We start from the raw sequence: 21,262 nt of genomic DNA, 5'->3' as shown, positions 1-21,262 counted from the left end.
TAGTTGGCGAAAGCGCCGGAGCGCATAATCTCCCCCCTTGAGGGTCCCTCGAGGGGGAGATGTCGCCGAAGGCCAGAGGGGGGCCGTGACAGAGCGCTACGTGCGGTGGATCACTCCCGTTTCAACGCCTTCCCCCGCTTGAAAAAATCCGCCCACGGATCGGCCTGCGCCAGCTGCTTCAGCGTCGTCTTGTCTCCGATCGGGAAGGCGTTCGGCGCCAGTCCGGCCTCGATCTCGGCCCAGGTCACCGGCATCGACACAGTGGCGTTCTTCTTGGCGCGCGACGAATAGGGCGCGACTGTCGTCGATCCCCTGCCGTTACGAAGATAGTCGACGAAGATCTTTCCTGTGCGCGCCTTTTTCGACAGCGTCGCCGTGTAACGGTCGGGGGCAGCCTGTTCGAGCGCACGGGCAAAATCATGGGCGAAGGGCTTAACCGCCTCCCAATCCGCCGAGGGTTTCAGCGGTACCAGCACATGAAAGCCCTTGCCGCCGGAGGTCTTGACGAAATTCGGCAGCGACAGCTCGTCGAGCTTGCCCCTGATATCGAGCGCCGCGGCGCGCACCGCCTTCACGTCGACGCCTTCATCGGGATCGAGATCGAAGATGATCTGGTCCGGCTGTTCAAGCTTGTCGATTGTGCAGCCCCAGATGTGGATCTCGACCACGCCGTACTGGACCAGTGCCGCAACGCCGTCGAAATCCCGGATGAACAGGATCTCCTCGCCGTCGGTCGGGTCCTTCATGCGGGCGATCTTGTCGCTCATGCCGGCCGAAGCATGTTTCTGGAAGAAGCGTTGCCCGCCGACGCCGTCCGGTGCGCGCACCAGGCTGAGCGGCCGGTTGACGACGAACTGCTGCATGCGCGGCCACACCTGCGCATAGTGGTCGAGCAGCGCTTGCTTGGATATTTTTTCGTCGGGCCACAGCAGCTTGTCGGGATGCGAGAGTTTGATCGTGGTCGTCATCGACCCGGAGGGTTTGGCCGCGCTGCCGGCCGCAGACCTAGCCTTGGCCGCGCCCTTGCCTGTCGATGCCTCGCCTGTCGACGCCTTCGGCTTTTCTTGCACGACTTCCTCCGCCGGCTTGTCCTCGCGCAGTCCCTGGAACGAGGCATGGCGTATTATACGGTCGGACGTCCAGCTGCGAAACTCCACTTCGCCGACAAGTTCCGGCTTGACCCACACCAGTCCCTTGCCCTTCGGCACGGCGGCGGAGAAGGGTGAGGCAGTCGCCTTCAGCCGGTCCAGCTTTGCCTTTAGCTCATTGGCGCCCTTGCCGGAAAAGCCGGTGCCGACGCGTCCGGCATAATGCAGTTTGCCGCCCTCGTGGAAGCCGACGAGGATCGAGCGCAGTCCGCGTCCGGTCTTGTCCGACGGCAAATACCCTCCGATGACGAATTCCTGCCGCGCCGTGCATTTCGACTTCACCCAGGTGGGGCCGCGTCCACTGCGATAGGGCGCATCCGCGCGCTTGGAGACGACGCCTTCGAGCCCCATGCGGCAGACATGCTCCAGCATGATGTTGCCGGGTTCGGCGAAATGGTCGCTGAAACGAACTGCTGCATACTCCGGCTGCTTGCCGAGCAGGTCCCGCAGGGCCTGCTTGCGTTCGACCAATGGTTCGGCGCGCAGGTCTTTGCCGTCAAGGCGCATCGTGTCGAAGACATAGTAGAGGAAGCGATCCGTCCGCCTGGCTGAGAGATCGGCTTGCAGCAGCGCAAAGGACGAAACACCGCTGTCGGCCAGCACGACGATCTCGCCGTCGATGATGGCGTCGCTGCATTTCAGTCCGGCGAGTTCAGCGATGATCTCGTCGCCGAACTTTGCGGTCCAGTCGAGACCGGTGCGGGTCAGCAGCCGCACATCGGTGCCGGCGATCTGCGCCTGCATGCGATAACCATCGAACTTGACTTCGTGCAGCCAGTCCTTGCCCGGCGGCGCATCCCGCTCCAGCGTGGCCAGCTGCGGCTCGACGAAGTCGAGTTTCTTGCCCCCGGCCTTCGCCTTGCCGACGGCCGGTTTGTTTGAATGCCAGACCTTTGGCTCCTTGCCTTTGGCGGTCTTGCCTTCGCCGACTTCTTCGATCGTCAGGCCCGACTTCACCGATTCCGGTGCCTCCTTGAGAATGTCCTCACCTGGGCGGGCCGCGGCATCGTCCGATTTGATCAGCAGCCAGTTGTCGTGTTTTTCTCCCGCGCGTGGCTTCAGCCGCACCAGATGCCAAAGGCCGTGCAGTTTGTGCCCCTTGAGCTCGAAGCTGATATGGCCCTTCTTCATCGCCTTGGCCGGGTCGATCTCGGGGACCCAGGTGCCCTCGTCCCAGACGATGACCGAACCGCCGCCATACTCGCCCTTGGGGATTGTGCCTTCGAACGGTGCGTAGTCGATCGGATGATCCTCGACATGCACGGCCAGCCGCTTCTCATGCGGGTCGAGGCTCGGGCCGCGCGTCACCGCCCAGCTCCACAGCACGCCGGCATGTTCGAGGCGAAGGTCGTAATGCAGCCTTGTCGCGGCGTGCTTGTGGATGACGAAGATACCGCCAGCCTTGGACTTCTTGTCGCGAGAAACCTTGCCGGCCGGTTCAGCCGTCTTCTTGAAATCGCGCTTGGAATGATACTGTTCGAGGCTGGCCATCTCTTGATGTCCTCAGGCTGACTTGGCGCGCCGGCCTTCGCAGGCCCGGCATCCGACGGCAGGCTCTTCTTCATCAGGTCGAACGAAGGCTTGGGGGCCGCCTTCGCCGTGGGCCCAGCGACAGCCTCGGATGGCCTTTCCCGGCCGGGCGCGGCGCCATGATATCTTCCCTTCCAGAACCCGGATGAAGATGAACGGGCAGAGGCCGCTCCAGTTCCGCCATGCGCGACGTCGACGACGCGAAGGCCGCTTTCCGGGATGGTCGCGCCAGCACGGAAATTTCCCAGGCGCGGCAAAAGCTGAAACAGAATCGCGCGCAGGCGGCATTCGAACGAAACATATGTGATGCAAAAGTCACGTTGGCCGGAATGCCGACCAACTGCACGGAAAGACCCCGAATCAGCCGCATTCCAGCCACGAAGCAAGGCCTTTTCGACCAGATCTTAACATCACGTTCACCGACTATTCACGCCTCGACGCTATGATGACCGCAATTCGGAAGGGACATCCGAAAACGGGACAGGGACCAGGTAAATGAACTTCCTCGCGCACCTCATCGGCTATGCCGCCGTCATCCGCGAATTCGTCGCGCCGACCTATCGGCCCGAGCGCTATTACATGCGCGGCCCCGGCCCGGCCTGCGCCCGTCGCGGCAGCTCGCTGGGCGCGCACTGATCATGACTTTCGAGAGCCGCCACGACAGCCGGATCTGCAGGCCCGCCGCCTCAACCCGCGCCACCACCTATCGCTCCGAGCGTCCCGCTCTCGCCGACAGGCGGCGTGCGACATCGCCGCGGCTTTGATGCCGCCTCCGGCTGGCTTAGTGTCATAGGGCACAAGCAGCCGAGGCCCGCGTGACCGACCTTCCCCAGTCAAGCAGTCCTTCCGAAACATCCTTCGATGCACGCCGTCCGCTGATCGTCTTCGATGGCGTCTGCGTGCTGTGCTCCGGCTTCGTGCGCATGGTGGTCAGGCTTGACCGCCAAAGCCGCTTCCGCTTCGCCACCGCGCAATCGCCGTTAGGCGAAGCGCTGTTCAGAAAGCACGGGCTGCGCACGGACTCCTACGAAACCAATCTCGTCCTGATCGACGGCGTCGCCTTCACGCGGCTCGACAGTTTTGTCGCCGTCATGTCGGAACTCGGCTGGCCCTGGCGGGCGATGAAGGCTTTGCTGTTGCTGCCGCGCCCGCTGCGCGACTGGCTCTATATCAGCATCGCCAAGAACCGCTACGCCCTGTTCGGCAGGAAGGACAGTTGCGACATTCCTTCCACCGAGCTGCGGGGACGAATGATTGGCTAGGGGGTCAGATCGGCAGGAGATTTCACGAGGCCGTCGAAAACGGCCGCTTCGACTTCCATGTCGAGATTTCCCATCCGCTCACCGGCCTGATCGTGCGCTATCGGGCTGGCTCGTGCCGTCCGACCCGCATGGTTCCAGCACAATGGAGGCACCAGCCACCTTGCCGAGTTCACGGCAGCCTTGAACCGTGCACAGCATCCAGCCGTCGCCGGTCGCGCCGGAGGCGGCGAGCACGAGGCGTCGCTGTGGGCCTACATCAGGCGCATAGACCCACCAGCCGTCGCGCAGCACCGCGCCTTCCGGCGGCTCCATGCCCGCGCCCGAGCCCTTGATCCGCGCCTCGACCACTTGCAGGCCGGAAGGCGTCACCTTCCAGCCCTCCTCCCAGCGCGTCCGTTCAACCGAATGCATCCAGGACAGCGTGAAGGCGGCAACCGAGAGCGTCACCGTCTTGCCGGCGGCCAGGATGCACAGGCTCATGCGGAGATCGATGCTTGCCGCGCCCGCCACCAGTGCCAGCCGATCCAAGCAAGCGACAGCGCCCAGCCGGCCTCGTCAGTGAGTGGCACCGCCGCGACCAAGAGCACGCCGGCGGCGAACGCCAGCAGGCGCTCCCACCACGCCATGCGCCTGATGAGGAAGCCGACGGCGGCAGCACCCCACAGCACGATCCCCATGCACGCCTTGGTGACGATGTAGGCGACCTCGACGGGATAGCCGAACTGGGCGGCGATCGGACCAGCGTCCTGCAGCATCAGCGCCGGCGTATAGACCGCCATGAACGGCACGACGAAGCCGGCAATGGCGAGTTTGGTCGCCTGGATGCCGATCTTGAGGCCGCTCTCCTTGGCCATGGGGGCGGCGGCAAACGCCGCCAGCGCCACCGGCGGCGTCAGGTCGGCCATGATGCCGAAATAGAAGACGAACATATGGCTGACCAGCAGCGGCACGCCGAGCGACAAAAGCGCCGGCCCGGCCAGCGACGAGGTGATGATGTAGTTGGGGATGGTCGGAATGCCCATGCCGAGCACCAGGCAGGTGACCATGGTCAGCACCAGCGACAGGAACAAATTGTTCTCGCCGATCGAGATGATCCAGCCGATGAAGGTCGAAGCGATGCCGGTCAGCGTCAGCGTGCCGATGACGATGCCGACGATGGCACAGGCAATGCCGACCGGCAGCGCGTTCTTGGCACCTTCGGCGAGCGAGTCGACGCAGATCCGCAGCGTCTCGCGCCCGCCCCTGAAGGTGAAGCAGGCGACGATCAGCGCGGCGATGACGAGGCCGAGGAGGTTGACGCCGAACTTCATGAACGAAGCCGCGGCGAGCCCGAGCGCCAGCCAGAAGACGATGCGGAAGGCGAGCGGCCCGATCGCTGCCGCCAGCGGCGTACCGAGGATGAGCACGATGGTCAGCGTCAGGCCCATCGTGCCGGCGAAGATCGGCGTATAGCCGGCGAACAAAAGATAGATGAGGGCCGCCAGCGGCAGCACCAGCGGCCAGTGCTGTCGCACCGCGTCCCATGGATTGGGCAAGTCAGCCTTTGCCATGCCGTGCAGGCCGGCCTTGCCGGCCTCCAGATGCACCTGCCAGAAGCAGGCGCCGAAATAGAGCAGTGCCGGGATGATCGCTGCCTTGACCACTTCGGCATAAGGCACGTTCAGCGTCTCGGCCATGATGAAGGCGACCGCGCCCATCACCGGCGGCATGATCTGGCCGCCCATCGAGGAGGTTGCCTCGACGGCGCCGGCGAAAGCCGCGCGGAAGCCGAAGCGCTTCATCAGCGGGATGGTGAACTGGCCGCTGGCCACCACATTGGCGACGCCCGAGCCGGAAATGGTGCCCATCAGTGCCGACGACAGCACGCATACCTGCGCCGGGCCGCCGCGCCAGGTGCCGACAAGACCGAGCGCGAAATCGTTGAACAGCGCGATCATGCCGGCGCGTTCGAGAAAGGCGGCGAAGACGACGAAGATGAAGATGTAGGCGGCTGAAACATAGATCGGCGTGCCGTAGATGCCTTCGGTGCCGTAGGCAAAGGTGTCGACGAGCTGGGCGAAATCATAGCCGCGATGGATGAGCGGCGGCGGCAGATGGTTGCCGACGAAGCAATAGGCGAGGAAGATGAAGGCGATGACCGCCAGCGGCAGCCCCATCAGCCGCCTGGCGGCCTCGAAGACCAGCACCACCAGCACTGCGCCGACGATCAGGTCCGGCGTGGTCAGGAAGCCGGAGCGGCGGATGAGGTCGGTATAGAACACCCAATTGTAGAGTCCGGTGCCGAAGCCGAGCACGCCGAGCGTCCAGAACACGGCTTTCGCCGGCACGCTTCTGGCGCGCAGATTGGCGATCAGGCCGAAGCCGAGCAGCAGCAGGAAGCCGACATGCATGGCTCGCACCACCTGGCTCGGAATGCTGCCATAGGCGGCGATGTAGATCTGGAAGACGGAGAAAGCGACGGCGATGAGAAAGGCGGCCTTGCCGGCCATGCCGTCGCCGAAGCCCGGCGGCAGGCCTTCGACCTGCTCTTCGGCGACGGGGAGATGGAAGGTGGCGGATTTGCCGTCGGTTGTCGTTGCTTCGCTCATCCATCGGTCTCCAAAAGGAGCGAATTGTAGCGCGAGGCGCCCCCCTCCCCCCCCCCCGGCCGGGCGGGGGGGGGGGGGGCGCCTGGCGAAGACATGTCGGATTGCCACGCGCCTACTTCAGCAGCCCTTTCTCCTTGTAGTACCGCTCGGCGCCGGGATGCAGCGGTACCGGCATGCCGTCGAGTGCCTTGGTCGGGTCGATCGCCTTGGCGGCGGCATGCGCCGCGGCCAGCTGGTCGAGATGCTCGAACAGCAGCTTGGTCATCTGATAGGCGGTTTCGTCGGAGACATCGGCGCGGGTGATGAGGAAATTGCCGACGGCGGCGGTTGCGACATCCTCGCTCTGGCCTTCATAGGTTCCCTTGGGAATGATCACCGAAAGATAGGGCGCGCCGATCTTGGCGACGTCCTGCTCCGGCACTGCCACGACATTGATCGGCACGGAGGTGGCGAGGTCGCGGATCGAGGCGACGCCGAGTCCGGCGGATTGCAGCGTGGCGTCGAGCTGCCGGTTCTTGATCAGTTCGACCGATTCGGCGAAGGGTAGGTATTCGACCCGGCCGAGATCCTCGTATTTCAGCCCGGCGGCAGCGAAGATGGCGCGCGCGTTGAGCTCGGTGCCGGACGCCGGCGCACCGACCGACAGGCTCTTGCCCTTGAGATCGGCCAACGTCTTGATGTCGGACTCGCGGCTGGCGACGATCTGGATGTAGTTGGGATAGATGGCGGCGATGCCGCGCAGTTTGTCGAGCTTGCCCGGGAAGCCGGCTTCGGTGTTGCCTTCAGCGGCCAGCTTGACGGAATCGCCGAGCGCAAAGGCGATCTCGCCCCTGCCCTGCTGCAACAGATTGAGGTTTTCGACCGAAGCCTTGGTTGCCTGCACCTGGGTGCGCGCGCCTTCGATGCCCTTGCCGTAGATTTCAGACAATGCGACGCCGAGTGGATAATAGACGCCGGACGTCCCGCCGGTCAGCACATTGATAAATTCTTGCGCGCTGGCTGAGACGGCATCCAGGCCAAGCGAGAGCGCCACGGCACCGGCTGCAACGAATTTCGTTCTGAAATGGAACATCGGATGTCCTCCCTGAAAAATCGACCACCGCACCGCCTCCCAGGTGCGACCACGGCGAGTTTAGACAGCGAGCCGCAAATGCCAACCCGCAATTGTGCTCGTTAGACGAACGGTTGAGGGATCGAAACAGATGGCGGCTTGCGCAAAAAGCCAGCGGAGCCGAAAGTTTTTTGAGCTGTCTGTCGAAATCGCGCGCTGCCGCGCGACATACGTTTGGCTCGCAAGGAAGCGGCCTTCGAAAACGGGAGATGACCATGCGATACATGATTTTGATCTACGCCGACGAAGCCGCGATGGCGAATGCACCGGCCGAGGCGACCTACCAGATGAGTGCCGCCTATGGTGCCTATACCGAAGCCTTGAAGAAGTCCGGCGCGTGGCTCGCAGGGGACAGGCTGCGCCCGAGTCAGGCGACCACCTCGGTGCGGGTGGCTGGGGGCAAGACCAACGTGCTCGACGGCCCCTATGCCGATACCAAGGAGCAGCTTGCCGGCTTCTACATGATCGAGGCCGAGGATGCCGACGCCGCGATCGCCTGGGCGGCGCGCTGCCCGGCGGCCAGCACCGGTATTGTCGAGCTGCGGCCGATCTGGGAAATGACCGAGTACCTGTCCGAGAGATGATGATGTGATGGACAGTCGCTCGGAGATCGCCCGGGTGGCCGCCGAAGCCGCCGCCCGGCAAAGCTACGGCAAGCTGGTTGCCTGGCTGGCGGCGCGCACGCGTGACGTGGCCGCTGCCGAAGACGCGCTGGCTGACGCCTTTGCCGCGGCACTCGAACGCTGGCCGCGAACCGGCGTGCCTGAAAGGCCGGAAGCCTGGCTGCTGGCGGTGGCAAGGCGGCGCCGCGTCGATGCGGTGCGGCGGCGGCTGACCAGCGAGGCCGGCCGCGAGCATCTCAAGCTGATTGCCGAGGAGATGGAGGCGGGCATGACTGACGAAGACCTTCCCGACGAACGGCTGCGGCTGATGTTCGCTTGCGCCCACCCGGCGATCGAGCCCGGCATTCGCTCGCCGCTGATCCTGCAGACCGTGCTGGGTTTCGACGCGGCAACGATCGCCTCAGCCTTCCTGGTGTCGCCGGCAACCATGGGCCAGCGTCTGGTTCGCGCCAAGACCCGCATCCGTGAAACCGGCATTCCGTTCCGCGTTCCGGAGCGGACCGAACTCGGCGAAAGGCTGGATACGGTGCTGGAAGCGATCTACGCCGCCTTCGCCGAAGGCTGGTCCGATCCGGCGGGCACCGAAACGCGGCGCCGCAATCTGGCCAGCGAAGGCATCTGGCTCGGCCGCCTGGTGGCTTCGCTGATGCCGGAAGAGCCCGAGGCGCTGGGTCTGCTGTCGCTGATGCTGTTCGCCGAAGCGCGGCGCGCGGCACGGCGCGATCCGGCCGGAGATTATGTTCCGCTGGCCGAGCAGGACCATACGCTGTGGGATGGCGCTTTGGTCGACGAAGCGGAATCCCTGCTCCGCCGCGCCGCCACGATGGGCGTCATCGGCCGCTACCAGCTTGAGGCGGCGGTTCAGTCCGCACATGCGGCGCGACGGCTGACCGGCTGCACCGACTGGGTGGCGGTCCGCGAACTCTACGACGCGCTGCTCTCTGTCGCGGGATCACCGGTGGTGGCGATCAACCGCGCGGTGGCGATTGCCGAGGACGAGGGTGCAGTGACTGGATTGGCGGCCCTCTACGTGCTGGGCGACGACAAGCGGCTTGATGAGTATCAGCCTTATTGGGCAGCCCGCGCCGGTCTCCTGGCCAGGCTTGGGCAGGTACCGCAGGCGTGCCAAGCCTATGACCGGGCGATCGGCCTCGAGCGCGACCCGGCGGTGCGCCGGTTCCTGCAGGGCAAAAGGGCAGCGCTCAAAAATTGAGACTCGCCAACCGGCCGTCCGTTCAGCCCGGCCACATCCCATGCGATGTGTTGAGCGTCTTCATCAGGGGATGCTCGCGCAGCTTCGACCACAGACGCTCGATATCAGGCCAGGTCGTGCGCGCCCTCTCGGCGTCGGGATGCCAGGCCACCAGCATGACGAGGTAGATGTCCGCGACCGACATGCGGTCGTCAACCAGCCAGTCACGGCCTTCGAGAGAGGCATCGAGGACGGCAAAGCCGCGGTCCATCTCGGCGACGGCTGCCTGCTTGACCGCGTTGGTGCCTTCGGCATCTGTCGTATAGCGGTATGCGTAATAGAAACGCAGCACTGCCGGATAGAGCACCGACGACATGAAGGTCATCCAGCGCAGGAAATCGGCGCGGGCAGGCGCGTCGGCCGCCGGCGCCAGGCCGGCATTGGGATGACGCTCGGCAAGCAGGATGCAGATCGCCGCCGATTCGGTGATCGAGCTTCCGTCCGGCAAAGTCAGCACCGGAACCTGGTTCAACGGGCTGATGTCGAGGAAGGCCGGATCGGGCCGCTCCGTCTTCGGCACGTCGATCTGTTCGAACGGCACATTCGCCAGCGCCAGGGCCGCCTCGACGACGAAGCCGCCGCTGCCCCGACGAGTGTAGAGCTTGTACATGAAATCCTCCCCCGGCCCGCTTTGCACGGGCCGGTGACGATTTGCACCGGAAACAGGGCATTTCTCAAGCTGGTGGCTGACGCCACGGGCGGTTTATTCAACGGGCCAGCTTAATCACGAAGAACCGTCGGATTACGCCCCCAACCCCTCGAACAAAATCGTCGACAGATAGCGCTCGGCGAAGGACGGGATGACCACGACCAGGTTCTTGCCCTTGTTTTCCGGCCGTGAGCCGACGACGATGGCCGCCTGCAGGGCGGCGCCCGACGAGATGCCGACCGGTACGCCTTCGAGGCGGGCGACGAGGCGGGCATTTGCGACCGAATCCTCGTTCGACACCCTGACGATCTCGTCATAGATCGTCGTGTCGAGGATTTTGGGCGCAAAGCCGGCGCCGATGCCCTGGATCTTGTGGGGGCCAGGCTGGCCACCCGACAGAACCGGTGAGGAGTCCGGCTCCACGGCGACGACATGCACCGAGGGCTTTCGCTTCTTCAGCACCTGGCCGACGCCGGTGATGGTGCCGCCAGTGCCGATGCCGGCGACGAAGATATCGACCTCGCCATGCGTATCGTTCCAGATTTCCTCGGCCGTCGTCGTGCGATGGATTTCCGGGTTGGCGGGGTTCTCGAACTGCTGCGGAATGATCGCGTTGGGGATCGTCGCGGCCAGCTCATCGGCCTTGGCGATGGCGCCTTTCATGCCTTTCGGACCCTCGGTCAGCACCAGCTCGGCGCCGAGCAGCGCCAGCATCTTCCGGCGCTCGATCGACATCGTTTCCGGCATCGTCAGGATGAGCTTGTAGCCCTTGGCGGCAGCGGCGAAGGCAAGCGCGATGCCGGTATTGCCCGACGTCGGTTCGATCAACGTGGTCTTGCCGGGAGAAATCTTGCCGGAAGCCTCCAGCGCCTCGATCATCGCCACGCCGATGCGGTCCTTGACCGAGGCGATCGGATTGAAGAATTCGAGCTTGGCGATCAGGTTGGCGACGATGCCCTTTTCCCGAGCGAACTTGTCGAGCCGCACCAGGGGCGTGTCGCCGATCGTATCGGTGATGGAATCGTAGACGCGGCCGCGACCGGGTAAACGGGCAGAGGTGACGGGCTTGTTCATTGGTTTCGCTCCCAGAATTTTCAGGCAAGGGGAATTTCAGGCAAGTGGGGAATTTCAGGCAAGTGGAATTCAAGCCGCCAAGATAGGGCCTTTGGCCGTGCAAGATAGACTGTCGGCTGAAAATATCCGAGTGGGACCTGTGTCGAAAACATCGCCCTCTCGGAAAAGCATTTCCCGCAAAGGCCTGTTTGCGAAATGGTTTGGCCGAAAAGCCCTCTATTGCCGGGCGGCAATCGCTGCAGCGGCGCCGACCATGAAGCCGGCGGCGGTGCGGTTCAGCGCCTTGAGCGCGCGCGGCGACTTCAGGAACCAGCGCGCCTTGGCCGCCAGCGCCAGATACGGCACCAGCACCACCAGAAGTACGACGACCGTCAGCGCAACGAGAATGCTGTAATCGGTAAGTGTGATGGTCTTCAGGTCGACGATGGTCGGCGTGATCGCGAGGTAGAAGATCATCGTCTTCGGATTGCCGAGCGTGACGGTCAGGCCGGCGGCAAAGCTCGACAGTAGCCCACCCTTGCCCTTTTTCGCTTCGACTGTCTCGGGCGTGATGCCGCTGTTCCAGAAGCGCCAGCCGAGAAAGGCCAGGTAGGCGACACCGAGCCATTTGATAGCCAGGAAAACCACGCCGAAGGTCTGCGCGACGAAGGCGAGACCCAGCACCACGGCGGTCAGGTAGGTGAGATCGCCAGCCATCAGCCCAAAGGACATCGCCAACGACGAGCGGAAGCCGGAGCCGAACGCACGCGCAACGAGCGCGGTGACGCCGGGACCAGGGATGGCGGCGGCGATGCCGAGCGCCGCACTGTAGGCGAGGAATCCGGTGAGCGTCATGGCTGCGGCCTCAAATCAGAACGCCTTGTCGCATAGAATGGACCAGGATTGAATTCCCTGGGATCGGAATCCATTGCACCAGATGTCGCTGCAACACGCAGAGAAGGCGCCCTCATCCGGCCGCTTCGCGGTCACCGTCTCCGCCGGGGAGAAGAGCCTGGCGCCGCCGTTGGCAATCCGGGTGAGGGGTTTGTGTCAAGATTGCTCAGGAGCGATCGCCGTCATGGGTGACGCGCCAGATGGTGCCGTTGCCGTCCTCGGTCACGATCAGCGCGCCGTCGTTCGCCACCGCCACGCCAACCGGCCGACCCCAGACCTCGCCGTTGGAGACGACGAAGCCGGTGATGAAATCCTCGTATTCGCCGGTCGGCTTGCCATCCCTGAACAGCAATCTCACCACCTTGTAGCCGGTCCTGTTGCCACGGTTCCATGAACCGTGCAGAGCCACGAAGGCGTCGCCCCTGTATTCGGCCGGAAAGGCCTTCCCTTCGTAGAAGGCGATGTTGAGCGGCGCCGAATGCGCCTGCATCAGCACGTCGGGAATGGTCGCCTTGCCGGCAAGATCGGGGCGCTCGCCGTTGTGACGCGGATCCTCGTTGTTGCCGATATAGTACCAGGGCCAGCCATAGAAGGCTCCGTCCTTGACCGCGGTCGCATATTCCGGCGGCACATTGTCGCCGAGCCCATCGCTCTCGTTGACGACGCACCACAGCGCGCCGGTCGCCGGCTGCACGGCCATGCCCGAACAGTTGCGCAGACCCGTGGCGACGATGCGTCCGTTCTTGCCGTCGGGATCGAAGGCCAGCACAGCCGCGCGGCCATCCTCGGGACCCCACGCAGCGCCGAGCGGCTGCGACGTCGCCCAGGCGCCGAGGCCGCCCTTCGGTTCTTTGCCCATATGCTGCGCGGCATTCGAACCCGAGCCGACCGATAGATAAAGCGTCTTGCCGTCCGGAGAGAAAGCGATGTCGCGGGTCCAGTGATGACTTGAAGGGATGTTGTCGACGATGGTCTCCGGGTCGCCGGCGGCCTTCAGGTCGCCGCTGTGATAAGCAAAGCGCACAATGCCGTCGCTGTTGGCGACATAGACCCATTGCGGGTCGTTGCCTGGCGGATAGAAAGCAATGCCATAGGGCTGGTTGAGATTGCGGGCAAAGATGCCGTGCTGCGCCGGCTTCGCGCTGCCCTCGGCGAGGCGGTAGACGCGGATCTGGTTGGCTTCGCTGTCGGCGACGAACAGGTCGCCGTTCGGCGCGACGCGGACGACGCGCGGATTGTCGATGCCCGACGCGATCAGCTCGGCCGAAAAGCCCGGCGGCAGTTTCGGCTTGGCATCTGCCGGCCGTTCGGCAAGGCCGGCGCTGTTGGAGGCGGATTTGGTGACGTCGGGTTTTGGCAGATCGTTCGGCTTGATCAGGCGGCGCACACCGGGCCTGTCGGCACGCCAGTCGCCGAAGGCGGCGGCACCTTTCAATACGGGCTCCGCTTGCTGTGCGAATGCAGCGGCGGCGAGAAACACCGCAGCGAAGAGGGCCAGCCCAGCCAATCGGATCATTCAATCCTCCAAACCTGGTCAGACAGTGAACGGCTGCAAAGGGGCAAACGAGCGGTTTCGTCTGTTGTTCCGCGGCACACGATCAGTTGAAGTGAAAGCGGAGGTTTTTTAACCTCAGGTCCCAGCGGCGTAGAAATCGTCATCGAGACGCTTTTCCAGCGCGACGAGATCGGCCGGCAGCGGCAGGCCCATGGCGCGCATTTCCCGCAGTTTTTTGCGCAACTGCTCCTGGATCTCGTGCTGGTCTTCCGGCTGGTTGACCATCTCCTCGAGCAGCAGGCTGATCCGGGCCTTGAATTCTTCGAGCGCCATTGTTTTTCTCCTCAGCTGCTTGTTCTTTGTTTTTTGAGTCTAAGGTGTTGAGATTCAGGTCAGGCCGGCATCACCTGAACATCAATACGCTTAGCGCAGCATGCGGGAAATCAGCTGCGCCGTATAGTCGACCATCGGCACGATGCGGGCATAGTTGAGCCGGGTCGGGCCGATGACCCCGAGCGCACCGACGACGCGGGCGTCTTTGTCGCGATAGGGCGCGACCACCAGCGACGAGCCCGACAGCGAGAACAGCTTGTTTTCCGAGCCGATGAAGATGCGCACGCCCGATCCTTCCTCGGCGAGGTCGAGCAGTTGGATCAGTCCGTCCTGCGTCTCCATGTCCTCGAACAGGTGCCGCAACAGTTCGATATCGGCCTGGGCGGTGACGTTTTCGAGCAGATTGGCGCGGCCGCTCACGATGAGCCGTGCCGGCAGGCCGCTGTCCGCGCCGGCCCACACCGCGAGCCCCTTCTCGACGAGGTCCTGCGACAGCGTGTCGAGGGCGGCCCTGGTCTCTTCCTTGATGCGGGCGATCTCGACCCGCGCCTCCGCCAGCGTGCGGCCGCGGATATGAGCGTTGAGGAAGTTCGAGGCCTCGTGCAGTTGCGAGACGGTGATGCCGGCGGGCAGCTCGACGACGCGGTTTTCGACGTCGCCATTCTGCGACACCAGCACCGCCAGCGCCTTGGTCGGCTCAAGCTGGATGAATTCGATGTGCTTCAGCGCCACTTCGTTCTTGGCGGCAAGCACCAGGCCGGCACCGCGCGACATGCCCGACAGCATCTGGCTGGCCTCGGTCAGCATGTGTTCCAGCGTCGCGCCCGAGCCGGATGCCCGCACCTGCGCCTCAATGGCGCGGCGCTCCTCGTCGGAGAGATCGCCAAGCTCCATGAAGGCGTCGACGAAGAAACGCAGGCCGGCCTGCGTCGGCAACCGGCCGGCCGAGATGTGCGGCGCGTAGATGAGGCCGAGATGCTCGAGATCGCTCATCACGTTACGGATTGTGGCCGGCGACAGCGAAGACGGCAGGATGCGCGATAGGCTGCGTGATCCCACGGGTTCGCCGTCCTTGAGGTAGGAATCGACGATGCGCCGGAAGATGTCGCGCGAGCGCATGTCCAATGATTGAAGCGCGGGCGCCTGCGAACTTGGATCGACTGCCTTGGTCATTGCGGCCAAAAACCTCCGGCCCAAAGATATAGACTTCGCTACGGCCCGCGCAACCCGGTGTCTGTGTCAGATCGCCCCGGTGTCTGCGTCGGATCGTCAGGCCATTTTCCTTTGCGCCATGCGTCCCATGCGGCTACAAGCCGGCCAAGATTCCCGAAAGATGACAAGAAAGCAGCCTGAATGCGCCCCTCCAAACGCCAATTCGACGAAATGCGCGCCATCTCCTTCGAGCGCGGCGTCTCCAAGCACGCCGAAGGCTCATGCCTGGTGAAGTTCGGCGACACGCATGTCCTGTGCACGGCCAGCCTGGAGGAAAAGGTGCCGGGCTGGATGCGCAATTCCGGCAAGGGCTGGGTGACGGCGGAATACGGCATGCTGCCGCGCTCGACCGGCGAGCGCATGCGCCGCGAGGCTTCCGCCGGCAAGCAGGGCGGCCGCACCCTGGAGATCCAGCGGCTGATCGGCCGTTCCTTGCGCGCCGTGGTCGATTTGCAAGCGCTGGGCGAGCAGCAGATCACCGTCGACTGCGACGTCATCCAGGCCGATGGCGGCACCCGTACCGCCTCGATCACCGGCGGCTGGGTGGCGCTCTACGACTGCTTGCGCTGGATGGAAGCCCGCCAGATGGCCAGCGTCGCCAAGGTGCTGAAGGACCACGTCGCGGCGATCTCCTGCGGCATCCATGACGGCCAGCCGGTTATCGACCTCGACTATATCGAGGACTCGTCGGCCGGCACCGATGCCAATTTCGTCATGACCGGCAAGGGTGGCATCGTCGAGATCCAGGGAACCGCCGAAGGCGAGCCTTTCTCCGAAGGGCAGTTCGCGGAATTGATGGGCTTGGCCAAGAAGGGCATTCAGCGCCTGGTCAGCTTGCAGCAGATGGCGGTGGCCTGAGTCTCGGTTTGTTTTGATGAGGTTGGCGATCCTTCACACCCCCCTCTGCCCTGCCGGGCATCTCCCCCGCAAGGGGGGAGATCGGCTGTCGCCGAGGTTTTCGCCAATCGCCAGCGCTGCAGAACGGGCGGTGACGCCAAAGCTGCCAATCTCCCCCCTTGCGGGGGAGATGCCCGGCAGGGCAGAGGGGGGTGTCTCGTGACGCCCTCTGCTATCCTGGAATCTGCTCTCTACGTCACCGACCTCGTCGCCGCGGAAACCTTCTACACCGGCGTCCTGGGCCTCACCCTCTTCGGCAAAGTCGATGGCCGCCACCTGTTCTTCCGCTGCGGGCCGGGCGTATTGCTCGTCTTCAATGCCGAGGCAACCAAAATCCCGCCGGCGCCCGACGCGAGGCTGCCCGTGCCGCCACACGGCGCTGTCGGCGAAGGCCATCTCTGCTTTGCGGCGACCGCTGACGAAATCGCCGACTGGAGAGCGCATCTCGAAGCGAAAAACATAGCCATCGAAAGCGAATTCGAATGGCCGCAGGGCGGCCGTTCGATCTATATACGCGACCCCTCGGGCAATTCGATCGAATTCGCCGAGCCACGAATCTGGGGCCTTTGATGCATTCTCTCGATGGAAAGAAGATCGTCGTCGCCAGCCACAATGAAGGCAAGCTGCGCGAATTCGCCGACCTGATGGGGCCGTTCGGATTCGAAGCGAGATCGGCCAAGGACTACGGCCTGCCTGAGCCCGACGAAACCGGCACCACCTTCGAGGAAAACGCCTACATCAAGGCGCTGGCCGCGGCCAAGGCGACCGGCCTGCCGGCGCTGTCGGACGATTCCGGCCTGTGCGTCGACGCGCTCGACGGCGCGCCCGGCGTCTACACCGCCAACTGGGCGGAAACCCCTGACGGCGCGCGCGATTTCGGCATGGCTATGCAACGTACCGAAGTGGCGTTGCAGGAAGTCGGCGCCGCCTCGGCCGAACAACGCAAGGGCCGCTTTGTCGCCGTCATCTGCCTGGCGTTCCCCGACGGAGAAGCCGAATATTATCGCGGCGAGGCCGAAGGCACGCTCGTCTGGCCGCCGCGCGGCGATCTCGGTTTCGGCTACGATCCGGTGTTCCTGCCCGATGGCTTCGAAAAAACCTTCGGCGAGATGAGCGCCGAGGAAAAGCATGGCTGGAAGCCCGGCCAGCGGACCGCGCTGTCGCACCGCGCCCGCGCTTTCCAGAAGTTCGCCCAAGCACGATTGGGTTCGTCATGAGCATGCTGCTCGACCGGACGCCCGGCTTCGGCGTCTATGTCCATTGGCCGTTCTGCGCGGCCAAGTGCCCCTATTGCGATTTCAACAGCCATGTCCGCCACCAGCCGGTCGATCAGGACCGCTTCGCCAGCGCCTTCGAGGCTGAACTGGCGACGATGCGCGAGCGCACCGGGCCGCGCGAGGTAACCAGCATTTTTCTTGGCGGCGGCACGCCGTCGCTGATGAAGCCGGAAACGGTGGCCAGGGTTCTGGACGCCGTGGCTAGGAACTGGACCGTTCCCGACGGCATCGAGGTGACGCTGGAGGCCAATCCGTCCTCGGTCGAGGCCGAACGCTTTCGCGGCTACCGGGCGGCCGGGGTCAACCGCGTCTCGCTCGGGGTACAGGCGCTGAACGACAAGGATTTGCGCTTCCTCGGCCGGCTTCACAATGTCGAGGAAGCGTTGCATGCTATCGGGCTCGCGCGGGAAATCTTCCCAAGATTGTCCTTTGACCTGATCTATGCCCGACCCGGCCAGACACCGGAGGCGTGGCAGGCCGAACTCGAACAGGCGATCGGCCACGCCGCCGATCATCTGTCGCTGTACCAGCTGACCATCGAGGAGGGCACGCCGTTCCATGCCTTGCATGCCGCGAAGAAATTCGTCATCCCCGACAACGACCACGCCGCTGACCTCTATGCGCTGACGCAGGAGATTACCTCGGCGCATGGCCTGCCGGCCTACGAGATTTCCAACCACGCCAGGCCGGGCGCCGAAAGCCGGCACAATCTGACCTACTGGCGCTACGGCGAATATGTCGGTGTCGGGCCAGGCGCCCATGGCCGCTTCGTCGAGAACGGCCGCCGCACAGTCACGATCGCCGAGCGGATGCCGGAAACCTGGGCCAATCTGGTCGAGGCCAAGGGCCATGGCGTCACCGGTGGCGAGATCCTGACGCGTTCGGAAGAAGCCGACGAGTTCCTGCTGATGGGCCTGCGGCTGGCCGAGGGCATCGACCTCTCCCGCTACGAGGCGTTCTCCGGGCGCGGCCTGTCGAGCGCGCGACTCTCGATGCTGCAGGGCGAGGGCCTAGTGGCGCCGATCGGCAATGCCCGGCTGCGCGCCACGCCGGCCGGGATGATCGTGCTTGACGCCGTCGTGGCGGACCTAGCGCGATAAGCAAAGAATTGGAGCGGCTCGCCGTTACCGCGAAACGGTGAGATGCTCTAAGCGTCGTGCTTGTGGGGTTGTTTGCCGCGGCCTTTCTCGGCGGGCGACTCTCCGGAGCGGACTGGCTTGGCGTCGCCCTTATCGCGGCGTCCGCGGTGCTGGTCGCCTATCGGATGTAGCGGCACGTCGTTGCGGGCGTTTTTTGTTTCAAGACGGGTGATGAAGATATCGAAGCGATTGGGCATCGTCCGGTCAGTGCTCCGTCATGTTGTCGGGTTTGTTGTCGGAAAGCCTGACATTCGTGGGCAAGCAGGCCTGCTTGGCCAGGCTGGCGTCAGTCTTCGCGGGGAGGCGTTTGTCCTTGCGTACGGCAACGCGGTTGCGCTCGGCCCGATAGGGCTCGAAAGCGTCCTGCATATTAAGGCTATCCATCCTGTCCTCCTCGGGAATCAGGGGGTAAATCCGCCGTAGCCGGTTTCGTTCCCTACTGTGGCAAAGGAATGGCGAGCGAGGCGCAACGTCAGCTTTTGCAAGCCGACGCTGGCCGTGCCAAACAGGGCTGAATGGAGAAGGCATCAGTGACCGGCGAAACGGGCAAGCGCAGCTATGTGATCGGGCAGACCGAAATCGCGGCCCGACCGCTCGAGCCGGCGCTCTATCTGGTGGCGACGCCGATCGGCAACCTGGCCGACATCACGCTGCGCGCGCTGGAGACGCTGGCCGCCGCCGACATCGTTGCTTGCGAGGACACGCGGGTGTCGCGCGTGCTGCTGGACCGCTACGCCATTCGCCGCCGCACCACGGCCTATCACGAACACAATGCCGGCGAGGCCGGGCCGAAGCTGATCGCCGCGCTCCAGGCCGGACAGAGCGTGGCGCTGATCTCCGACGCCGGCACGCCGCTGGTGTCCGATCCCGGCTACCGGCTGGTCGGCGAGGCGCGCGACCACGGCATTCGCGTCGTGCCGATTCCCGGCCCGTCGGCGCCGCTCGCGGCGTTGACCGCATCCGGCCTGCCGTCGGACGCCTTCCTGTTCGCCGGTTTTTTGCCGGTCAAATCAGGGCAGCGGCTGACGCGGCTTGGGGCACTGAAGGCTGTGCCGGCGACGCTGATCTTCTTCGAATCACCGCGCCGGCTGGCCGAATCCCTTGCCGCCATGGTCGAGGCGCTTGGCGGCGAGCGCAAGGCCGCGATCGGCCGCGAATTGACCAAGACCTTTGAAGAGATGCGCACCGGCACGCTGCAGGCGCTGGCCGACCATTATGCGGCGGCCGATACTCCAAAGGGCGAAATCGTCGTCTGCGTCGGTCCGGCCGAGGCCAAGGCCGACGAACCGGCCGACATCGACCGCCTGTTGCTGTCGCTCGCCGGCGAAATGCCGGCTTCCAAGGCAGCGGCGGAAGCCGCAAAAATGATCGGCGGCCAGAAACAGGCGTTGTATCGGCGGCTTCTCGAACTCAAGCATGCTTCTGGAGAAAGCGACGGTGGTTGAGCGCCCGAGTGCCAGCCGCCAAAAAGCCTATCGGCGCGGCCACCGCGGCGAATGGCTGGCGGCGGCAGCATTGGTGTTGAAGGGCTACCGGATTCTGGCGCGCCGCCACCGCACCCGCTTCGGCGAGATCGACCTGATCGCGCGCCGCGGCGACCTCGTGCTGTTCGTCGAGGTCAAGGCGCGGCGCACGCTGATGGAAGCCATGGAGGCGATCGGCCACGAATCGGAGCGCCGCATCGAGGGGGCGGCCGACATCTGGCTGTCGCGCCAGTCCGATTACGGCAAACTGTCGATGCGCTTCGACATGGTCGCGGTGCTGCCCTGGCGCTGGCCGGTGCATGTCGAGAATGCGTTCTATGGAAGGAATTGAGGTTGCTCACCATCCCCACAAGGGGGAGGGTAAGCTCACCCCCAAACCATCAGCGCCACCAACCCGACACCACCCACCACCAGCCGCCACCAGCCGAACAGCGAGTAGCCGTTGCGCGAGACGTAATCGAGCAGGAAGCGCACGACGATGAGCGCCGTGACGAAGGCGGCGACGAAGCCGACGGCGATGATCGGCAGGTCGGCGCTGCTCAGCACGTTGCGGTTCTTGAACAGGTCGAAGGCGAAGGCGCCGACCATGGTCGGGATGGCGAGGAAGAAGGAGAATTCGGCCGCCGCCCGTTTGTCGACACCCAGCAGCAGCGCGCCGACGATCGTCGAACCCGAGCGTGACGTGCCGGGAACGAGCGACAGGCACTGGAAAAGGCCGATCTGCAGGTAAAGCCGGGTCGGGAACCGCTCGACGTCGCGGTAGAACGGCTTGAGGTTCATGCGGTCCACCGCCAGCAGCACGAAGCCGCCGATGATCAGCATGATACAGATCATCCGCGGCGATTCGAACAGCACCGCCTTGATGAAATCATGCGCCAGCGCGCCGATGATCGCCGCCGGCAGGAAAGCGATGAGGACACCGATGGCGAAATGCCTTGTCAGCCGGTCATGCGGCAGGTCGACCAGCATTTGCCACAGCCGGCGGAAATAGACGCTGAGAATCGCCAGGATGGCGCCGAGCTGGATCAGGATCTCGAAGGCCTTGCCGGTCGAATGGAAGCCGAGGAAATGGCCGGCGAGCAGGATATGGCCGGTGGATGAGACGGGGATGAACTCGGTCAGCCCCTCCAGCAGGCCGAGCAGCAGGGCTTCGACGAATGGCTGGCTTTCCATGGCTACCTCGGGATTGGCGTGACGGCTGACAGAACGGCTTGCTTGTCATGGCGTGCAAGTCCCCCTATAGGTCGCAACACCCTGACGGCCCGCTAACCGGGCGGCCAAGACTTACCGGTGCGCCCTTCGATTCGCCAGTGCG

Annotated in this window: 23 protein-coding genes and 1 pseudogene; 12 read left to right on the top strand and 12 right to left on the bottom strand. The window is 64.4% G+C overall.

The window, feature by feature from the left end; genetic code table 11:
* Positions 1-110: 110 nt before the first annotated feature.
* Complete coding sequence (gene ligD / locus NKJ01_RS19790) at positions 111-2,639, bottom strand: DNA ligase D (RefSeq protein WP_352730296.1); 2,529 nt, start codon at positions 2,637-2,639, stop codon at positions 111-113.
* A 221-nt stretch (positions 2,640-2,860) separates the two neighbouring features.
* Here ligD and NKJ01_RS19785 point away from each other — a divergent pair, with 221 nt between their 5' ends.
* The 3 genes from NKJ01_RS19785 to NKJ01_RS19775 all read left to right on the top strand — a co-directional run bounded on the left by NKJ01_RS19785 (position 2,861) and on the right by NKJ01_RS19775 (position 3,940).
* Positions 2,861-3,124 (top strand): F0F1 ATP synthase subunit epsilon, encoded by a 264-nt coding sequence (locus NKJ01_RS19785; RefSeq protein ID WP_352730294.1) that lies wholly within the window; start codon positions 2,861-2,863, stop codon positions 3,122-3,124.
* Positions 3,125-3,173: 49 nt separating this feature from the next.
* The gene (locus NKJ01_RS19780; protein WP_352730292.1) at positions 3,174-3,314 is read left to right on the top strand and encodes a hypothetical protein; all 141 of its coding nucleotides are present in this window, start codon (positions 3,174-3,176) and stop codon (positions 3,312-3,314) included.
* Between the two features lie 179 nt (positions 3,315-3,493).
* Positions 3,494-3,940, top strand: a complete 447-nt coding sequence (locus tag NKJ01_RS19775; RefSeq protein ID WP_352730290.1) for a thiol-disulfide oxidoreductase DCC family protein — start codon at positions 3,494-3,496, stop codon at positions 3,938-3,940.
* Positions 3,941-4,018: 78 nt separating this feature from the next.
* Here NKJ01_RS19775 and NKJ01_RS19770 read toward each other — a convergent pair whose 3' ends face one another.
* The 3 genes from NKJ01_RS19770 to NKJ01_RS19760 all read right to left on the bottom strand — a co-directional run bounded on the left by NKJ01_RS19770 (position 4,019) and on the right by NKJ01_RS19760 (position 7,600).
* Entirely contained in the window at positions 4,019-4,420 is a 402-nt protein-coding gene (locus NKJ01_RS19770) for a DUF1850 domain-containing protein (RefSeq protein WP_352730288.1), read from the bottom strand.
* Positions 4,417-6,528 (bottom strand): TRAP transporter permease, encoded by a 2,112-nt coding sequence (locus NKJ01_RS19765; protein WP_352730286.1) that lies wholly within the window; start codon positions 6,526-6,528, stop codon positions 4,417-4,419. Before NKJ01_RS19765 ends, NKJ01_RS19770 begins: the two co-directional genes overlap by 4 nt.
* Positions 6,529-6,640: 112 nt before the next feature.
* Positions 6,641-7,600 (bottom strand): TAXI family TRAP transporter solute-binding subunit, encoded by a 960-nt coding sequence (locus NKJ01_RS19760; RefSeq protein ID WP_352730284.1) that lies wholly within the window; start codon positions 7,598-7,600, stop codon positions 6,641-6,643.
* Positions 7,601-7,854: 254 nt separating this feature from the next.
* On the opposite strand from NKJ01_RS19760, the gene NKJ01_RS19755 reads away from it, so the two are divergent.
* Together NKJ01_RS19755 and NKJ01_RS19750 are read left to right on the top strand one after the other, a co-directional pair.
* A complete protein-coding gene (locus NKJ01_RS19755; protein ID WP_352730282.1) occupies positions 7,855-8,223 on the top strand; it encodes a YciI family protein in 369 nt (122 codons plus the stop codon).
* Between the two features lie 7 nt (positions 8,224-8,230).
* Entirely contained in the window at positions 8,231-9,475 is a 1,245-nt protein-coding gene (locus NKJ01_RS19750) for an RNA polymerase sigma factor (protein ID WP_352730280.1), read from the top strand.
* 22 nt (positions 9,476-9,497) lie between these two features.
* Here NKJ01_RS19750 and NKJ01_RS19745 read toward each other — a convergent pair whose 3' ends face one another.
* From NKJ01_RS19745 to hrcA, 6 genes are all read right to left on the bottom strand, one after another.
* Positions 9,498-10,124 carry a glutathione S-transferase family protein gene (locus NKJ01_RS19745; RefSeq protein ID WP_023762596.1) on the bottom strand — a complete coding sequence of 209 codons (627 nt, stop codon included), beginning with the start codon at positions 10,122-10,124 and terminating at the stop codon, positions 9,498-9,500.
* Between the two features lie 132 nt (positions 10,125-10,256).
* Complete coding sequence (gene cysK / locus NKJ01_RS19740; protein ID WP_023762597.1) at positions 10,257-11,237, bottom strand: cysteine synthase A; 981 nt, start codon at positions 11,235-11,237, stop codon at positions 10,257-10,259.
* Between the two features lie 216 nt (positions 11,238-11,453).
* Complete coding sequence (locus NKJ01_RS19735) at positions 11,454-12,071, bottom strand: LysE family translocator (protein ID WP_352730278.1); 618 nt, start codon at positions 12,069-12,071, stop codon at positions 11,454-11,456.
* 205 nt (positions 12,072-12,276) lie between these two features.
* On the bottom strand, positions 12,277-13,626 hold the full coding sequence (locus NKJ01_RS19730) for a PQQ-dependent sugar dehydrogenase (protein WP_352730276.1): 1,350 nt from the start codon (positions 13,624-13,626) through the stop codon (positions 12,277-12,279).
* A 114-nt stretch (positions 13,627-13,740) separates the two neighbouring features.
* Positions 13,741-13,938, bottom strand: a complete 198-nt coding sequence (locus NKJ01_RS19725) for a hypothetical protein (protein ID WP_352730274.1) — start codon at positions 13,936-13,938, stop codon at positions 13,741-13,743.
* 90 nt (positions 13,939-14,028) lie between these two features.
* Entirely contained in the window at positions 14,029-15,111 is a 1,083-nt protein-coding gene (hrcA, locus tag NKJ01_RS19720; protein WP_023762601.1) for a heat-inducible transcriptional repressor HrcA, read from the bottom strand.
* Between the two features lie 180 nt (positions 15,112-15,291).
* Here hrcA and rph point away from each other — a divergent pair, with 180 nt between their 5' ends.
* From rph to NKJ01_RS19695, 5 genes and pseudogenes are all read left to right on the top strand, one after another.
* On the top strand, positions 15,292-16,008 hold the full coding sequence (rph, locus tag NKJ01_RS19715; RefSeq protein WP_023762602.1) for a ribonuclease PH: 717 nt from the start codon (positions 15,292-15,294) through the stop codon (positions 16,006-16,008).
* A 198-nt stretch (positions 16,009-16,206) separates the two neighbouring features.
* Positions 16,207-16,617, top strand: coding sequence for a VOC family protein (locus NKJ01_RS19710; protein WP_352730272.1), 411 nt, complete (start codon positions 16,207-16,209; stop codon positions 16,615-16,617).
* Positions 16,617-17,264, top strand: a complete 648-nt coding sequence (gene rdgB / locus NKJ01_RS19705) for an RdgB/HAM1 family non-canonical purine NTP pyrophosphatase (RefSeq protein WP_352730270.1) — start codon at positions 16,617-16,619, stop codon at positions 17,262-17,264. The genes NKJ01_RS19710 and rdgB overlap by 1 nt, the downstream gene beginning before the upstream one ends.
* A complete protein-coding gene (gene hemW / locus NKJ01_RS19700; protein ID WP_352730268.1) occupies positions 17,261-18,424 on the top strand; it encodes a radical SAM family heme chaperone HemW in 1,164 nt (387 codons plus the stop codon). The genes rdgB and hemW overlap by 4 nt, the downstream gene beginning before the upstream one ends.
* Positions 18,425-18,465: 41 nt before the next feature.
* Positions 18,466-18,594 (top strand): annotated as a pseudogene (locus NKJ01_RS19695) (EamA family transporter); the annotation flags it as partial.
* A 73-nt stretch (positions 18,595-18,667) separates the two neighbouring features.
* Here the strand turns inward: NKJ01_RS19695 and NKJ01_RS19690 are convergent.
* On the bottom strand, positions 18,668-18,847 hold the full coding sequence (locus NKJ01_RS19690; RefSeq protein WP_352730266.1) for a hypothetical protein: 180 nt from the start codon (positions 18,845-18,847) through the stop codon (positions 18,668-18,670).
* 146 nt (positions 18,848-18,993) lie between these two features.
* Here NKJ01_RS19690 and rsmI point away from each other — a divergent pair, with 146 nt between their 5' ends.
* Both rsmI and NKJ01_RS19680 read left to right on the top strand, forming a co-directional pair.
* A complete protein-coding gene (gene rsmI, locus NKJ01_RS19685; RefSeq protein ID WP_352730264.1) occupies positions 18,994-19,908 on the top strand; it encodes a 16S rRNA (cytidine(1402)-2'-O)-methyltransferase in 915 nt (304 codons plus the stop codon).
* Complete coding sequence (locus NKJ01_RS19680; RefSeq protein WP_084025735.1) at positions 19,880-20,278, top strand: YraN family protein; 399 nt, start codon at positions 19,880-19,882, stop codon at positions 20,276-20,278. Before rsmI ends, NKJ01_RS19680 begins: the two co-directional genes overlap by 29 nt.
* Positions 20,279-20,313: 35 nt before the next feature.
* Here NKJ01_RS19680 and NKJ01_RS19675 read toward each other — a convergent pair whose 3' ends face one another.
* Positions 20,314-21,120, bottom strand: a complete 807-nt coding sequence (locus tag NKJ01_RS19675; protein WP_352730262.1) for an undecaprenyl-diphosphate phosphatase — start codon at positions 21,118-21,120, stop codon at positions 20,314-20,316.
* Between the last annotated feature and the right edge of the window lie 142 nt (positions 21,121-21,262).

Origin of the sequence: Mesorhizobium sp. M0276 (assembly GCF_040321755.1) — a bacterium.
Lineage (GTDB): Bacteria > Pseudomonadota > Alphaproteobacteria > Rhizobiales > Rhizobiaceae > Mesorhizobium.
This window is presented reverse-complemented; position numbering and strand designations above follow the sequence as displayed.

Bases quoted from the DNA above. Each gene is read 5' to 3' on its own strand.
- NKJ01_RS19690 (WP_352730266.1), bottom strand. From the start codon at position 18,847: ATGGATAGCCTTAATATGCAGGACGCTTTCGAGCCCTATCGGGCCGAG.
- NKJ01_RS19735 (WP_352730278.1), bottom strand. From the start codon at position 12,071: ATGACGCTCACCGGATTCCTCGCCTACAGTGCGGCGCTCGGCATCGCC.
- NKJ01_RS19785 (WP_352730294.1), top strand. From the start codon at position 2,861: ATGCGCGACGTCGACGACGCGAAGGCCGCTTTCCGGGATGGTCGCGCC.
- rph (WP_023762602.1), top strand. From the start codon at position 15,292: ATGCGCCCCTCCAAACGCCAATTCGACGAAATGCGCGCCATCTCCTTC.
- NKJ01_RS19680 (WP_084025735.1), top strand. From the start codon at position 19,880: ATGCTTCTGGAGAAAGCGACGGTGGTTGAGCGCCCGAGTGCCAGCCGC.
- hrcA (WP_023762601.1), bottom strand. From the start codon at position 15,111: ATGACCAAGGCAGTCGATCCAAGTTCGCAGGCGCCCGCGCTTCAATCA.
- cysK (WP_023762597.1), bottom strand. From the start codon at position 11,237: ATGAACAAGCCCGTCACCTCTGCCCGTTTACCCGGTCGCGGCCGCGTC.
- NKJ01_RS19750 (WP_352730280.1), top strand. From the start codon at position 8,231: ATGGACAGTCGCTCGGAGATCGCCCGGGTGGCCGCCGAAGCCGCCGCC.
- NKJ01_RS19675 (WP_352730262.1), bottom strand. From the start codon at position 21,120: ATGGAAAGCCAGCCATTCGTCGAAGCCCTGCTGCTCGGCCTGCTGGAG.
- hemW (WP_352730268.1), top strand. From the start codon at position 17,261: ATGAGCATGCTGCTCGACCGGACGCCCGGCTTCGGCGTCTATGTCCAT.
- ligD (WP_352730296.1), bottom strand. From the start codon at position 2,639: ATGGCCAGCCTCGAACAGTATCATTCCAAGCGCGATTTCAAGAAGACG.
- NKJ01_RS19745 (WP_023762596.1), bottom strand. From the start codon at position 10,124: ATGTACAAGCTCTACACTCGTCGGGGCAGCGGCGGCTTCGTCGTCGAG.
- NKJ01_RS19725 (WP_352730274.1), bottom strand. From the start codon at position 13,938: ATGGCGCTCGAAGAATTCAAGGCCCGGATCAGCCTGCTGCTCGAGGAG.
- NKJ01_RS19730 (WP_352730276.1), bottom strand. From the start codon at position 13,626: ATGATCCGATTGGCTGGGCTGGCCCTCTTCGCTGCGGTGTTTCTCGCC.
- NKJ01_RS19755 (WP_352730282.1), top strand. From the start codon at position 7,855: ATGCGATACATGATTTTGATCTACGCCGACGAAGCCGCGATGGCGAAT.
- rdgB (WP_352730270.1), top strand. From the start codon at position 16,617: ATGCATTCTCTCGATGGAAAGAAGATCGTCGTCGCCAGCCACAATGAA.
- NKJ01_RS19760 (WP_352730284.1), bottom strand. From the start codon at position 7,600: ATGTTCCATTTCAGAACGAAATTCGTTGCAGCCGGTGCCGTGGCGCTC.
- NKJ01_RS19780 (WP_352730292.1), top strand. From the start codon at position 3,174: ATGAACTTCCTCGCGCACCTCATCGGCTATGCCGCCGTCATCCGCGAA.
- NKJ01_RS19765 (WP_352730286.1), bottom strand. From the start codon at position 6,528: ATGAGCGAAGCAACGACAACCGACGGCAAATCCGCCACCTTCCATCTC.
- NKJ01_RS19770 (WP_352730288.1), bottom strand. From the start codon at position 4,420: ATGAGCCTGTGCATCCTGGCCGCCGGCAAGACGGTGACGCTCTCGGTT.